11 protein-coding genes and 2 pseudogenes are annotated in these 13,977 nt (G+C 55.4%); 9 read left to right on the forward strand and 4 right to left on the reverse strand.

Annotation, left to right across the window (positions count from 1 at the left end):
• Positions 1-96: 96 nt before the first annotated feature.
• Positions 97-703, forward strand: a pseudogene (locus WS68_RS26300) (integrase catalytic domain-containing protein); the annotation flags it as partial.
• Between the two features lie 29 nt (positions 704-732).
• Here the strand turns inward: WS68_RS26300 and WS68_RS15190 are convergent.
• Positions 733-1,641: a LysR family transcriptional regulator gene (locus tag WS68_RS15190; RefSeq protein WP_059571598.1), complete on the reverse strand. Its 909-nt coding sequence runs from the start codon at positions 1,639-1,641 to the stop codon at positions 733-735.
• Between the two features lie 284 nt (positions 1,642-1,925).
• On the opposite strand from WS68_RS15190, the gene WS68_RS15195 reads away from it, so the two are divergent.
• The 8 genes and pseudogenes from WS68_RS15195 to WS68_RS29620 form a co-directional block, all read left to right on the forward strand.
• The gene (locus tag WS68_RS15195; RefSeq protein ID WP_059571599.1) at positions 1,926-2,693 is read left to right on the forward strand and encodes a 5-oxoprolinase subunit PxpA; all 768 of its coding nucleotides are present in this window, start codon (positions 1,926-1,928) and stop codon (positions 2,691-2,693) included.
• A 36-nt stretch (positions 2,694-2,729) separates the two neighbouring features.
• Positions 2,730-2,972: an acetyl-CoA carboxylase gene (locus WS68_RS15200; protein WP_059571613.1), complete on the forward strand. Its 243-nt coding sequence runs from the start codon at positions 2,730-2,732 to the stop codon at positions 2,970-2,972.
• A 4-nt stretch (positions 2,973-2,976) separates the two neighbouring features.
• On the forward strand, positions 2,977-4,446 hold the full coding sequence (locus WS68_RS15205) for an acetyl-CoA carboxylase biotin carboxylase subunit (protein ID WP_082710070.1): 1,470 nt from the start codon (positions 2,977-2,979) through the stop codon (positions 4,444-4,446).
• Entirely contained in the window at positions 4,443-5,318 is an 876-nt protein-coding gene (locus tag WS68_RS15210; protein ID WP_059571600.1) for a 5-oxoprolinase subunit B family protein, read from the forward strand. The genes WS68_RS15205 and WS68_RS15210 overlap by 4 nt, the downstream gene beginning before the upstream one ends.
• On the forward strand, positions 5,308-6,303 hold the full coding sequence (locus WS68_RS15215) for a biotin-dependent carboxyltransferase family protein (RefSeq protein ID WP_059571601.1): 996 nt from the start codon (positions 5,308-5,310) through the stop codon (positions 6,301-6,303). Before WS68_RS15210 ends, WS68_RS15215 begins: the two co-directional genes overlap by 11 nt.
• Positions 6,304-7,998: 1,695 nt before the next feature.
• Complete coding sequence (locus tag WS68_RS15220; RefSeq protein ID WP_231753030.1) at positions 7,999-9,384, forward strand: amidase; 1,386 nt, start codon at positions 7,999-8,001, stop codon at positions 9,382-9,384.
• 24 nt (positions 9,385-9,408) lie between these two features.
• A complete protein-coding gene (locus WS68_RS15225) occupies positions 9,409-10,296 on the forward strand; it encodes a polysaccharide deacetylase family protein (RefSeq protein ID WP_059571614.1) in 888 nt (295 codons plus the stop codon).
• 42 nt (positions 10,297-10,338) lie between these two features.
• Positions 10,339-10,473: pseudogene (locus WS68_RS29620) on the forward strand (IS6 family transposase); the annotation flags it as partial.
• Positions 10,474-10,541: 68 nt separating this feature from the next.
• On the opposite strand, the gene WS68_RS15230 reads toward WS68_RS29620, so the two are convergent.
• The 3 genes from WS68_RS15230 to WS68_RS15240 all read right to left on the reverse strand — a co-directional run bounded on the left by WS68_RS15230 (position 10,542) and on the right by WS68_RS15240 (position 13,863).
• Positions 10,542-11,540, reverse strand: coding sequence for a GntR family transcriptional regulator (locus WS68_RS15230; protein WP_059571603.1), 999 nt, complete (start codon positions 11,538-11,540; stop codon positions 10,542-10,544).
• Between the two features lie 60 nt (positions 11,541-11,600).
• A complete protein-coding gene (locus WS68_RS15235; protein WP_082710075.1) occupies positions 11,601-12,752 on the reverse strand; it encodes an ABC transporter substrate-binding protein in 1,152 nt (383 codons plus the stop codon).
• Between the two features lie 334 nt (positions 12,753-13,086).
• Positions 13,087-13,863, reverse strand: a complete 777-nt coding sequence (locus tag WS68_RS15240) for a phytanoyl-CoA dioxygenase family protein (protein WP_059571604.1) — start codon at positions 13,861-13,863, stop codon at positions 13,087-13,089.
• Positions 13,864-13,977 lie beyond the last annotated feature (114 nt).

The raw sequence follows: 13,977 nt of genomic DNA on the forward strand, positions 1-13,977 counted from the left end.
ATTGCTTTCAGGTTTTAAGGTTTCCATGACCCCATTCTCTCAAAGGTTGAGGTCTCCGAAAAACCCGGGCCGATTCACGGCTGACGCGCGTTGGCTAAAGGGTTGGAATTGAAGAACGATCGGCTCAAGTGTCTTACCGCTAAGCAGATGCTCGGTAATCGACGGTCTGAAGGCATTCAGCCAAAAAAATGACCACCCGGACAGGCCGACGCGAGATGCCGGAATTCCCGGCTCGGCGGGGGCTCTCGCAACGCAAGGCATGTCGCTACCTGGAACTGAGCCGCCGAGTGGCGACCTATACGCTCAAGCAACCGAAGCCTGAGCAAGAGGGGCCGCGCTTCGGCTATTGCCGGACGTGAGTCTGGCTGTCGCTGAGCGAATCGCGTGTGCGGCGAATGTAGCGCTCAACATTGTGTAGTGATGTCCTCGCCGGTATCGTCGCGGCAACGACATACGCCTGCCAGGTGCCATGCAACCCGAGCGGCGACTTCGTGCCCGGCCAATTGGTGGATGGCCGGGCGTTGAAGATGCTATGCGTGATCGATGAATACATCGGCGAGTGCCTGGCGATCGAGGTCGGCGCCAGCCTGCGTTCGCGGGACGTGGATCCTGACGCTGTCGCAATTCGCGCGGCTATACGGCAGGCAAACCCGCGTTCGTGCGGCCGGACAACGGCGCCGAATTTACCGCCGCCAAGGTCATGCTAACCGAAAAACACGAATACCCCAAATTTCATCCCTTGATTCTCGGTTCGACGAGTGTGTGACGAAAATACTCGCGTACCGCATGCATTGCGGGCGTCAGTTCCTTGCTTTTATGCCACGCCAGACCGACGGTCATCGCAGGGACCGAGTTTCCGAGCACGATCGTTTCAATGCGCCGACCTTCGAGAGACCATCGGCGGTAGACCATGTCCGACAGAATAGCCACTCCGGTGCCGTTGGCGACCATACTCCGCACTGCCTCGACGGACGAGGTCCTAAGGACGACCCTCGGCTGATACGGTGTCTCGTTCCAATAGCGCATGGCGGTTTGCGCGGCCTCGTCCACGGTCAACAGGATGAACGGTTCAAGCGCGACTTCGGCGAATGCCACGTTTTCCTTTTTCAACAAAGGATGGTGCGCTCCTACCCATAGCCGACGCACGGAATGAATGACCGGCTCAAGCGTCAGTTCCGGATTTGAGACGTTGGAAGTGAGGAGTACGGCCATGTCGTACTGCCCGGCAATCAGCCCTTTCTCGATTGAATCTCGATTCAACTCATGCAATTCAATGGTGAGGTGAGGGTACTGAGAGTTGAGGCGTTGTATGTGATGAGGCAAAAAGTACCCTAGCACCGTGTAACTTGCCGCGATGGTAAGCGTGCCGGTGAGTGTGCTCTCGAGATTGGGAATCCGCATGGCTTCGTCCACCGACGAGAGGATGGTGTACGCGTGATTGAGAAATCGGCGCCCGGTGTCGGTAAGCGTCACGCCGGCACCGGTACGCAAAAAGAGCTGCGTGCCGAGACAGTCTTCCAGCTCCTTGATGGCGCTCGTCACCGCGGATTGCGAGATCGTCATATGAATGGCGGCCTGTGAGATCTGTCCGAGTTCGGCCGTCGCTACAAAGTACCTAAGCTGTCTAAGAGTCAGTGTCATCTTCGCAAGAGAACAGTGGGTGCCCAATCGCCGCCTGCCCGCGTCGCTCCTAGCGCTGCGGGCCGAGCAAGCGCGCCGCTGTGTATCGCTGTTGCAGTCATACGCGAGGCTACCTATTGATATAAAAAAAAACGATGCCTGCCCATACAAAAATAGAACTTTTTTGAAGGCCTGCGCCCGTATAAGGTCTGCGTCTGCGTCTGCGTCTGCGTCTGCGTCTGCGTCTGCGTCTGCGCCGAGACGAGTTTGGGATACCTAGTCAAACGATCGAGAAGGAGGAGAGTATGAAGAAGCAACGCGTCGACCTGAATTCGGATATGGGAGAAGGGTTCGGCTCGTGGCGAGTTGGTGACGGAGTCGATGAGAAAATCATGACGTTCATTAGTTCAGCGAATATTGCTACCGGTTTTCATGCCGGTGATCCGAACATCATGGCGAAGACAGTTCAATTGGCCAGGGAGTTCGGTGTCGGTATAGGTGCCCATCCCGGGTATCGCGATCTCGTCGGATTCGGCCGCCGCAACATTGTCGAGGCGCCTCAGTCGTTGACCAATGACATTCTGTATCAACTCGGCGCTTTACGCGAGTTTGCGCGGTTGAACGATGTGAAGCTGCAACATGTGAAACCTCATGGTGCGCTCTACATGCATGCTGCGCGCGACGAAAAATTCTCACGTTTGCTGATCAAAACATTGCAACGGCTTGATCCGAGCCTATTGCTTTACTGCATGGAGTCGTCGGTGACGTATCGCGTGGCACGCGAGATGGGCCAACCCGTGATTCGTGAGTTCTATGCGGATCGTGATTATGACCGCAGCGGTTCGATTGTATTCACTCGCACCGTTGATCGTCTTGATCCCGTTCAAGTGGCGGACAGAGTGTTGCGAGCATGCGTCGACAAGAAAGTTCGAACGATCGAGGGCGATGACATCGATATCGATTTCGACTCCATCTGCATACATAGCGATACGCCAGGCGCGTTGCAATTGGTTGAGAAAACGCACAATGCGCTTGTCTGCCAGGGAATTAACATTTCGAAACCTTACGCATAGAAGATAGATAGTTAGAATAACTTAAGGAGAGACATGATGCCACATCACGATATTGTCAGCCCGCTACCGGGTATTTTCTATCGGCGGCCGTCTCCCGATGCGGCCTACTACGTTACTGTCGATTCCGCGGTTCAAGTCGGCGCTATCGTCGGTCTCATCGAGGTGATGAAGCAGTTCACCGAAATCGAGATCGATGTATCAGGGCGCGTGGCGGAACTGCTTGTCGAGGATGGCGAACCCGTGGATGCCGGGCAGGTTCTGATGCGGATCGAGGAGTGAGGTGATGAACGTGAAAGATTCGATGCAGGCAGTTTATCGTCCGAACCGAATTCGAACCGTTCTGGTTGCGAATCGAGGTGAGATTGCTGTACGCGTGATTCGTGCGGCACAAGAACTCGGCATGCGCGCGGTTGTTGTGGTCAGCGATGCGGATCGGGATAGCCTTGCCGCGAGAATGGCGGACGAGGTCGTGCACATAGGTTCGTCGCATGCGGTGAAAAGCTATTTGAATCAAGAGGTCATCCTCGCGGCCGCGCAGCAATGTGGCGCCGATGCAATTCATCCTGGTTATGGCTTCTTGTCCGAAAATGCGCGTTTTGCCGCGTTGGTCGAGGCCGCCGGTCTCATTTTCGTCGGACCGGCATCGCAGGTGATAGCAACGATGGGAGACAAGGCCTGCGCCCGCGAAGCGGCGCGGCGTGCGGGGGTGCCCACGGTACCCGGAAGCGATGGCATCGTGAACTCACTCGATGAGGCTCGGGAGATTGCTGCGCGGATTGGGTATCCGATCATGATTAAGGCCGCAGCTGGCGGTGGCGGGCGTGGTATCCGCATCGCATACGATGCTACGCAGCTCGAAACCGTGCTTCCGCTCGCGCAGCGCGAAGCGCAAGCCGCGTTTTGCGATGGCGGCGTCTATCTTGAACGGTTCGTTCAATACGCGCGCCATATCGAGGTTCAGGTGTTGGGTGATGGCAACGACGTCATTCATCTGTTTGAGCGGGAATGCTCTCTGCAGCGGCTCCGCCAAAAGATTCTCGAAGAGGCGCCGTCCCCATCCCTCACGCCGAAGCTGCGCGCGGAGCTTTGCGATTCTGCGGTGCGGTTTGCCAAGCAGGTCGGCTATCGAAGTGCCGGCACGCTGGAATACCTGTTCGATGAAGTCAGAGGCGAGTTCTATTTCATCGAGATGAATACACGCATTCAGGTCGAGCATCCGGTTACGGAGATGGTCACGGGCATCGATCTTGTACGCGAAACACTGCGCATTGCGGATGGGGAACCGCTGCGTTTCACGCAGAGCGACATCGTACTACGTGGTGCGGCTCTGGAATGTCGGATCAATGCCGAAGATCCTATGCTGGATTTCCGACCGAGTCCGGGAAAAATCGACGAACTCATTTGGCCCACCGGCCCCGGCGTGCGAATTGATTCCCTGCTCTATCCCGGGTATATCGTGCCGCCATTCTATGATTCATTGCTTGCCAAGCTGATCGTACATGACGAGAGCCGGCCGGCCGCGATCGCGCGTCTCGCGCGCGCATTGCGGGAATTGCATATCGATGGATTGAAGACCACGGTGTCGTTGCATCGTGCACTACTTGCAGACGACGATGTGCGTATTGGTCGTTACCACACCAATTTTCTTGAGACATGGATGAACGCGTGGCGAACACGGTGTGAGATCGAAAGGGCGCAATCCGCGGATGAAGAGGTCGCGGCAGGTTTGTTAAGCGCAAGGGAGGTAACGTGACGATTCGCTATACCTATGGCGGTGACGAATTCGTGTTTGCCGAAATCAGCGAGGAAATGTCACTCGATGCGTTCTTCAAAGGTGCGGCAATAACACGTGAGTTGCAACGCAGAGAGATAGCCGGTGTGATCGAGATTTGCCCGGCCAACGCATCGTACCAGGTGCGTTACGATCCCGACATCATCAAGCCGGACAAGCTCGTCTCGCTGCTGCGCACGATTGAGGCCGAGGCTGGAGAGGCGAAACTGAATATCGACACGCGTATTGTCGAAATTCCGGTGCTCTACAACGATCCCTGGACACACGAAACACTCATGCGCTTCCGGGAGCGTCACCAAGATCCGCTTTCGACCGATCTCGAGTACGCTGCGCGCGTCAATGGAATGCAGGATGTTGACGAATTCATCGCGGCTCATTCCGATTCGCCATGGTTTGTTTCAATGGTCGGTTTCGTGGCGGGGCTCCCCTTCATGTATCAGATGGTCGAGCGCGATCGGCAACTGCAAGTACCCAAGTACCTTAGGCCGCGAACCGACACGCCGCAATTGACGGTTGGTCACGGTGGATGCTTTGGTTGCATATATTCGGTCCGTGGCGCGGGCGGATACCAGATGTTCGGTGTAACGCCGGTTCCAATCTTCGACCCGGCGCAGCGCTTCGACCACTTGCGCGATTTCATGGTGTTCTTTCAACCGGGTGACATCGTCAAATTCAAGCCGATTGATCGTGCAACTTATGACGATATGCTCGCTGCGTTGGAGGCAGGGACTTTTTCTTTACGAATGCGGCCCGTGAAATTTTCACTCGAGGCCTTCCTTCGGGATCCGGACGGGTACAACCGCTCTCTCATCGAGGTGTTGCATGTTGACTGATCCGCTCAATATAGTCGAAGTCGTGAAGCCCGGATTGGCGACTTCAGTGCAGGATTTCGGGCGTCAAGGTTACTACCATGTCGGCATTCCGCCGTCTGGGTCGCTCGATCAGTATTCATCGCGCGCGGCCAATCTCCTGGTCGGAAATCCGGAGAGCGCGTCAGTGCTGGAGTGCACGTTGCTCGGACCGGAACTGCTGTTTCATTCAGATGCATTGATTGCGGTGACCGGGGCGGAGATGACACCGAAGATCGATGGCATTGGTCAGGAATGCAATGTCGCGCTGCGAATTCGCGCCGGTAGCAAATTGACGTTTGATTACGTCAAGAGAGGCGCTCGTGCCTATCTGGCAATAGCCGGGGGGATCGAAGTACCCGATGTATTGGGTAGCCGATCGACGTATGCGTTGGGATCGATCGGTGGCTTCGAAGGGCGCCGCCTGAAAAAATGTGATCGGCTTACGATAGGCCCGGCCAGCGGACTGGGGCGTGAGGGTACTGAATTGCCTAGCGGCTTGCGTGCGAGACTCGACAGTGCGGTTGAATTGCGCGTGTTGACGGGACTCTACCACTATCGTCTCGTCGACGAATCGGCAAAAACGTTCTTTGAGGACGAATGGACCGTTGCGGCCGAGGCGGACCGCACTGGTTATCGATACAAGAACGGGCGCCCGTTGCGCTTTCGGCAGCGTGAGCAACCGTTCGGCGCTGGGGCGGACCCATCGAATATCGTCGACGCCTGCTATCCCATCGGCTCCATTCAAGTACCGGCCGGACTGGAACCGATTATCTTGCATCGAGACGCGGTATCAGGGGGAGGATACGTGACTATCGGCACCGTGATCAGTGCCGATATGGATCTGATTGGCCAGATGCAACCAAGCTACCGCGCGCGATTCTTACGCGTCACGATGGACGACGCGCTGGCTGCGCGACGAGCGTATCAACGCCGTCTCGGATTACTGCGCGCTGTTCTGAAGGACTGACTTGGCGGGCCGGTGAGAATGAAACCGGCCTTCTTATCTTCTTTTGACTGATGCGCATCCGAACGATGTCGTCTCGATCGCGGGAACGCAGCGACCTTTCACTAGTTTGCGCTCGGCTTTGAAGTCATCAATCCAGATTAAATAGTGCTCTATCGTCGGGATGTGTCAGTCCACTGTCCAACACATACTGGAGCACGGATTCGTCGAATACCCCTCGCTGCATGGCCAGCAGGACTGCTTTGCCGATCAATTGATTTCTTCGACTGTCCTGTGACTTGGCGGATCGTTTTAATATCACAAAGGAAATTGGTGCTGTCACAAAGGAAATTGGCGCTGACAGAACTCGATGTTTAATCATTGACATGGCAATATCTCTCAGTTAATTTGAATAATATATTTATTATCGAGTGTATTTAATACTCTCGTTTGTGGCATTTTTTTCTGATGTGCTTTCCAGTGCAAAGGTAGACGGAGTTAAATGAGGCGCCGCAATCGTATTCAAGAATGGAACGTTGTAGCACAGTGGATATTCAACATACCTTGGATAGGGTCTTAGAAGCGCGGCTGACCATCGATCGCCTGCAACCAATGCCATTCGAGACAATTGCCTGGACAATTTAACGACTCTCTCGAAACATCGAATAGGTTGAACTTCCTTTGCGGCCCACGAAATTTTTTTGTTATTTTCAATTTTGAATATGCCGTCGCTCAAAATTGTTCCGCGCCTGGCTGCATGGCCGACATGGAGTGTCCACAAGGCGGAGTAACGCCATGTGCTCCCGGTGTGGCGTTCAATTGAAGCAAAGGCTCGACTCGGAATTCCATCTAGAAATGCAGAAGGTCCGATATAGCAAAATAATATTATTTCGGAACCTATGCGCATACCCTGCGCGATCGTCAGGGTTTGAGGCGGCAACCCTAATCTATGTAGCCAAACGTTGATGTCGTAAGCGATTCGAGTGCAATTTTTATCTGCCATGCACTGGTGTCGAATGGAATAGTGAAATTTTGGCTTTGATGTGTCTGTATCCATAGAAAATTTTTATCATTTCACGTTGTTCGTAAAAATTCTTGAGGAAAATTGGCAAGATATTTAAGCTTTCAATATCGAAATATTTTCAAGATGAAAGGAAGTAAAATCAACGATTACGTTTAAGTTCATTCATGACAATGAATTCCTGTTTTTTTTGAAAGAGTCCGCCTCTGTAGTTCAGGTGGAATGGCAAGGAACCTTGATAAATCTTATCAAAAGGTAATTGATATTGGTAATTTTATTTTTTAATAAAATATATATATTTTTTTGATTTTGCGTTGGACTGGGATTGATGAAGGTTTCGAGTGCTCGATGGTTTCGAATAAGTCGAGCGTAAATTTCAATAAAATTGTTTTGAATTTCGAGATATTATTATGTCGAGATGATTGATAAATTAAACGGCCGGCATGGCAGCGACTAAGAGGCTGCCGGTGTCGTAAAGATCTCACACCGTCGTGCCAGCCGGGATGGCCGGCAATAGGGCACCTAGTCTATTTGGCATCTTTGCCGCCACAAGCTCTCGATTCATAACCAACATTTATTTTCTGATCGTTATCAATCATTCAGGTTTGGCAGAGTGCGTTTATTTGATGCAAGCGCGTTGAAGCGAGCCTCACGTAAACACCGATTCCACCTAACTCGTTGAACGGTTAGAAATATAAATGTACATGTTTCCAAATAAACATTTATATCTAACCATGGTCGACGAGTTGTTTCCCACGGCTGAATCACTGGTGCGTGCATATGCCGTCGGTGCGGCCGATCCAGTGGGTGTGACGCGAATTGCATTGACCCGGGCGTCGGAGATGCCCGCGGTGTTTCTATCTGTCATGGAGGAGCGGGCGTGCGCCGAGGCCGAAGCGTCGGCGGCACGGTGGCGAGTGGGGCAGCCACTGAGCGCGCTTGACGGCGTGCCTATCGCTTGGAAGGATCTCTTTGACATTGCAGGCACGGTTACCACCGGCGGCGCAGCGGTATTTCGCGATCGAGTGCCGGCGGCCAGTGATGCGGCATTGGTGGCGGCCGCGGAGCGGGCGGGTATGGTCAGTATCGGTAAGACCAATCTGAGCGAGCTCGCGTTTTCGGGGCTCGGGCTGAACCCCCATTTCGGCACGCCGACGAATCCTCTACTGGAAAACGGCGCGCGCGCGCCGGGCGGTTCGTCGTCCGGCGCCGCCATTGCCGTTGCCACTAGCGTGGTGCCGATTTCGATCGGTACCGACACGGCCGGCTCAATCCGAGTTCCTTCGGCGTTCAACGGTTTGGTGGGGTATCGGGCAAGTTCGGCCCGTTACGCGCGCGATGGCGTGATGCCGCTGTCGGTGAGCCTCGATACACTCGGACCATTGGCGCGGAGCGTCGCAGATTGTGTTGCATTCGATTGCGCTGTCCGAGGCATGGCTTGCCCAGAGCGCCGGATTCCGCTTCGTGGGTGTTGTTTCATTGTCGATCCCGCGCTGTTTGAGCGTTACCGGGTCGATGCCGATGTCGAACGCCAGCTGTGGCATTTCGTTGAACGGCTCACAGCCAGCGGCGCGCGTATTGCAATTCGCCCGCTTGCCTCGCTTGCGAATCTGCATGCGTTGATTGACGGGCAGGGCTGGCTCGGCGCACTCGAGGCGTTTCACAGATATCGCGGCTTGCTCGACAGCGATGACGCAGTGCGCCTCGATTCACGCGTGCGGGCGCGGCTCGAGCGGGCTAGGGCGATTCCCGCAGCGCATCTGACGGCGCTTCTGGACGCACGTGCCGGATTCATCGCGTGGTTTGCCAAAGAATTGGGCGATGCGACATTGATCATGCCGACCGTCCCCCATGTCGCGCCGTTGCTCGCGCCGCTTGAGGCCGACCCAGCGTACTTCGCGGAGGTCAATCTACGGACGCTCGCGCTTACGATGCTCGGCAGCTTTCTTGATGCGCCGGCGATCGCCCTACCGTCGGGTGTCGATGCCGCAGGCTTGCCGACAGGTGTTCAACTTCTTCGTGCGCAAGGCCAAGACGACGAGTTGCTGGCCGTTGCTCAGGCGCTCGAAGTGCTTCTTTTTTGATACGCCCCAAACAGGATGGAGCTTATGGCCAAGGAAATTTTGATTTCATTTGGCGTCGACGTCGACGCTGTCGCCGGCTGGCTCGGCTCATACGGTGGAGATGATTCACCCGACGATATCTCGCGGGGACTATTCGCGGGCGAGGTCGGTTCTATCCGTCTGCTCAACCTGTTCAAGCGCGAGGATATCCGGACTACTTGGTTTATTCCTGGCCATTCGATCGAAACATTTCCGGACCAAATGAAGGCGGTCGTTGATGCTGGTCACGAGATCGGCATTCACGGCTACAGCCATGAAAACCCGATCGCGATGACGGCCGAGCAGGAGGAGATCGTGCTCGATCGCAGCATCGAACTCGTCACGCATCTGAGCGGACGGCGGCCAACAGGTTATGTGGCGCCGTGGTGGGAATTCAGCAAAGTAACCAACCGCCTGCTGGTAGAGAAAGGTATCAAATACGACCACAGCCTCATGCATGACGATTTTCATCCGTACTATGTACGGGTAGGGGATACGTGGTCCAGGATCGATTACAGTCAGCACCCCCGAACCTGGATGAAGCCACTGATTCGTGGAGAAGAAACCGATCTTGTCGAGATACCGGCCAACTGGTATCTCGACGACCTGCCGCCAATGATGTTCATCAAGAAGTCGCCGAACAGCCATGGTTTCGTCAATCCCCGCGATATCGAGACGATGTGGCGAGACCAGTTCGACTGGGTGTATCGCGAGCATGACTACGCCGTTTTCCCCATCACGATTCATCCTGACGTGTCAGGTCGACCCCAGGTACTGCTGATGCTCGAGCGCTTGATCGCACATTTCCGGTCCCATGACGGAGTGCGTTTTTGCACGTGTGATGAGATCGCCGACGATTTCATCTTGCGTCATCCACGCAGAAAGGCCGCCTGAGAGCGTTATCAAGTTGCCGGCTCGATCAGATAGGCTGCCGTGATGAAGAAGGCGAAATCGCTGTATCCCGATCATCGATTCCCGACATCGGCCATCAGCCATGCGTTTCGCCGGTAGTTTCACTTTCAGCTCAGCCCGCGCGACATCGAAGAATTGCTGTTCGCGCGTGGCGTGATATGAATCGAATGAGGAGAATCGATCCTCATTATCCAATGGCTTGCATACGACCGATCACACAGCTCGCATCATGAGAATCGCTGCAGGAAGGCGGGCAATTCCGGTTCTGGCAGGACTGCCAGCACTTTCAGGCGTTGTAGTGTGCGAGTCTGCGCCGCATGAAGATGAGCATGCAGCGCAGCAACCGCTTGATCGATGTCGCCCGCCACCAAATGACGGAGCACGACGCAATGCTCATTCAGAGTACTGGGTTCCGGGTGCAAGTTGAATGCGTTGTAGAACACATGGTTGACGGTCAGCGGTATGTGGGCTCTGCGGATCATGTCGAGCAACTTGCGGTTCGGTCCATACGCGAGGCAATCGACGTGCAGCGCCGCTTCGATCTGCTTCTGCGCATCAGCGTTGACCGAATCCGGGCATGCGATGGCCTGTTCAACCTTCAGGATCGCGTCGGTCAACATCTCGCGTTGCAGGAATGGCTGGCTCAACCTCAACGCGGCGATTTCCAGCAGCATCCTCAGCTCGTAATCCTGAGCAACGTCGCGCGCAGTCAACGGACCGCAACGCCAATGTGAATAGACCGACTTTTCGACAAGCCCGCGATCGCGCAACCGGACTAAAGCCTCCCGAATCACGCCGCGGCTAACCTGAAGCATTTCTGCTGCCACGCTCTCGTCGATGCGAAAATGGCCGAAGATGATGGCAACCGACACCGCTTCCTCTAGCGTCTGATAAATCCGCTCGCCGGTAGCCGGCAGGTCCAGTGGCGCAGGTGGGGTATCGAAGCCGAGAGCCGATTCGGAAAGCGTCACGCGTAGCGGCACCGGCACGGCACCTCCCCGTCCCATCACCAAATACCCTCGCCCGTCGAACGTGCACAGTAGACCTTCCTTGTGCAGCATCTCGAACGCCTTGCGAACCGGTACCCGACTCGTGCCGAACAACTGGGCGACCGGCCCCTCGAGCAGCACCAACCCTGGCGCAATTCGGCCGGTGCGGATCGCGTGCGCCAGATGACTGTAAATCAGCCGATAGCGGTATCGGCTGTCCGCCTCCATGATGACCATCTGCCCTGTGAGAGGCTTTGGAGTCGGTTTAGATCTAGCCATCGCGTGAAGCGCCTTTCATCAGGCCTTCAGGAATTCGTTCCATCGACGTACCAAGTAGTTATGTTCGTCCATCACGGAATCCCAAACCGCAATGTGACTCATGCGTTTCGCGTAGTTACCGCCGTCGCGTTGTGGCCCGCTGATATTCCGTAGTTGCCCAACTGGTTCCGGAAGATGAGCGGCGACGGGTTTGCCATTATACCAATAGGCCCATTCGTGCTCGTTCATGTATTGACGGGCTCGCTCGGGATTCGTGATATAGACGCCTTGCCGCGCCATCATCGCGCCAGCCCAGCCATCGAGCCACCAGTTCAGGTAATCATAGGCGGCGTCGCGGACGCGGCCATCGATTTGTCGCGACAAGGCGAGCCCGCCAAACCACGCGCGGTAACCTTCACGCGGGCATGCCATCTGAAAACGCAGGCCAGCCCGTTCGAGTTCCAGCGTCGCCGGCGACCAAATACTCTGGATCGCCACGTTTTTCCGCATCATCAGTTGCACTGCTTCTTCGAAATTTGACCAGAAGCCCGCGAAATGACCACTCTGTCGATATTCGATCAGAATGTTGATCAACTGATCGATTTCCTCAATCGTCAAATTTCCGATGTCGGCAAATTTCGCCAAGTTGCAAGCCTGTACCGCCAATGCGGCATCGATCGCGCCAATGGCTGGGTCAGCTTGTAGCGCGACGCGCCCGGCAAGTTCGGGAGCGAGCAGCCATGACCAGCTTTCTTCCTGCTCGATCAGTCGGCGGGGTAACGCATCGACGAGATAAACGAAACTGTCGGCATTGTGCGTCAACGGCAACATGCTGATGCGGTTCGACACCGCGCGGCCGAGCGAGTTGTCGGGTTGTACGTATAGGCGATCAGCGGGCACGCTACCCTCAGTGGCTGTGCGGCGTCCAGCCAGGCTGCCAGTGCGGGGAAGTGTGTTGATTTCGCTCCAGCGCTTGATGCGATCGAGTTCGATTGGTTGTAACGCATGTGCCGGCCACAAACAGTCAAGGCTGTGGAACCACTGGTCGTAGATATCGTAGCGCTCAGGGTGCATCACACCCTCGCGCTGCACAAATGCACTGTCATGCACGAGAAAGCATAGCTTGATCCCCAAATCCTGCTCGGCTTGTCGTCGGAGATGTTCTTGCAATGTCACCGACGTGCCGAGCACGCGCAGCTCGACTTTTCCGCTCACGACTGTCGGCGCGCGCGTCGCGGTAATTCGGCCGGGATGTCGATTCTCGGAGTTCAACGCCTGGTATCCTTGAAATAGTATTGAAAGCGCTGGTGGGAGGTACTCAGCGCACTGGCGTGCCAGACCGTTCGTGATGAACGAGAGTCACGAAATGCGACGGTTGTCCGGCCCGATATATGGGATGGGCGAATGCGGCAGGCGATTTGTCTTCGGTGAGCGTGTTCTTTTTCTCACCATGACCGCTCGGTTGCCGCTTCAACATCGCGCTGGGATCCTCCAATGTCAAATGGGATGCTGCTACGGACCAAGTTCACCTCAACAGAACCTTTGGTGGAATTATCGCCGAACGCGAACCGGCGATTGGCCGGTTGCTCATGGCGTGATATGCAAACACCAACGAAAATTTCACTTGGTCGGAAGCGTTCCGCCCCGCGGAATGCAGTGTGTTGCAATGAAAAAACAGCGCGTCGCCCGCCTCGAGCGTCGGGCAAATCGCTTGAGCGATGAGTTGCCGATTGACCGATGCGGTGCCACGGAAAAATTTCTCGCTGTCGAAGCACTCGGGGCCGAGCTTCGTGTCTTGCGAGCCCGGCACCAACCAAAGTGCACCGTTCTCGTTCATCTCAGGCCCCAGTGCCAGCCACACCGACACTAGGTCGGGGTGCTCGAATGACCAGTAACGCGAGTCACGATGCCAGTCAGTCAAGCTCCCATACGCAGGATGCTTGGTCATGACACAGTTGTGATGTGCGTGTGACAACACGGGTTCTTCACCAAAATAAACTTTCATCCATGCGAGAATCTCAGGCGCTGCCGCTTGCCGTGCAAATGCCGCATCGCGCGCATACGCGTTGAGCAGACGTCGAACCGTGTTGCCGCCCGGCGCATGCCTCGATCCGGGCGCGCCGGGGTACCCCAAATCGGCTTCGTATTCGATAGGTCGGCGAGCCTCGCGCAATTGCAGCTCGGCAATCGCTTTCAGCGCCGCACACTGTTCGAGAGCAACGAAGTTTCTCGCGACAACAAAGCCGTGCTCGCGCAGCGTCGCAACTTGCTGGCGGATTGGAGCTAACTGCAAAGAAGGCATAATCCATCCTATTTCATCTGCCAAGACAGGGCAGTGTTTGATTAACGCCTGTCGATAAAATTGTCGTCCGCGATTTGAACGAAATTTTGGGCGTTGCTGTTAATCAAGTTCCAT

Source organism: Burkholderia sp. TSV86 (assembly GCF_001522865.1).
Classification (GTDB): Bacteria; Pseudomonadota; Gammaproteobacteria; order Burkholderiales; family Burkholderiaceae; genus Burkholderia.

Bases quoted from the DNA above. Each gene is read 5' to 3' on its own strand.
- WS68_RS15190 (WP_059571598.1), bottom strand. From the start codon at position 1,641: ATGACACTGACTCTTAGACAGCTTAGGTACTTTGTAGCGACGGCCGAA.
- WS68_RS15195 (WP_059571599.1), top strand. From the start codon at position 1,926: ATGAAGAAGCAACGCGTCGACCTGAATTCGGATATGGGAGAAGGGTTC.
- WS68_RS15200 (WP_059571613.1), top strand. From the start codon at position 2,730: ATGCCACATCACGATATTGTCAGCCCGCTACCGGGTATTTTCTATCGG.
- WS68_RS15205 (WP_082710070.1), top strand. From the start codon at position 2,977: ATGAACGTGAAAGATTCGATGCAGGCAGTTTATCGTCCGAACCGAATT.
- WS68_RS15215 (WP_059571601.1), top strand. From the start codon at position 5,308: ATGTTGACTGATCCGCTCAATATAGTCGAAGTCGTGAAGCCCGGATTG.
- WS68_RS15220 (WP_231753030.1), top strand. From the start codon at position 7,999: ATGTACATGTTTCCAAATAAACATTTATATCTAACCATGGTCGACGAG.
- WS68_RS15225 (WP_059571614.1), top strand. From the start codon at position 9,409: ATGGCCAAGGAAATTTTGATTTCATTTGGCGTCGACGTCGACGCTGTC.
- WS68_RS15230 (WP_059571603.1), bottom strand. From the start codon at position 11,540: ATGGTCATCATGGAGGCGGACAGCCGATACCGCTATCGGCTGATTTAC.
- WS68_RS15240 (WP_059571604.1), bottom strand. From the start codon at position 13,863: ATGCCTTCTTTGCAGTTAGCTCCAATCCGCCAGCAAGTTGCGACGCTG.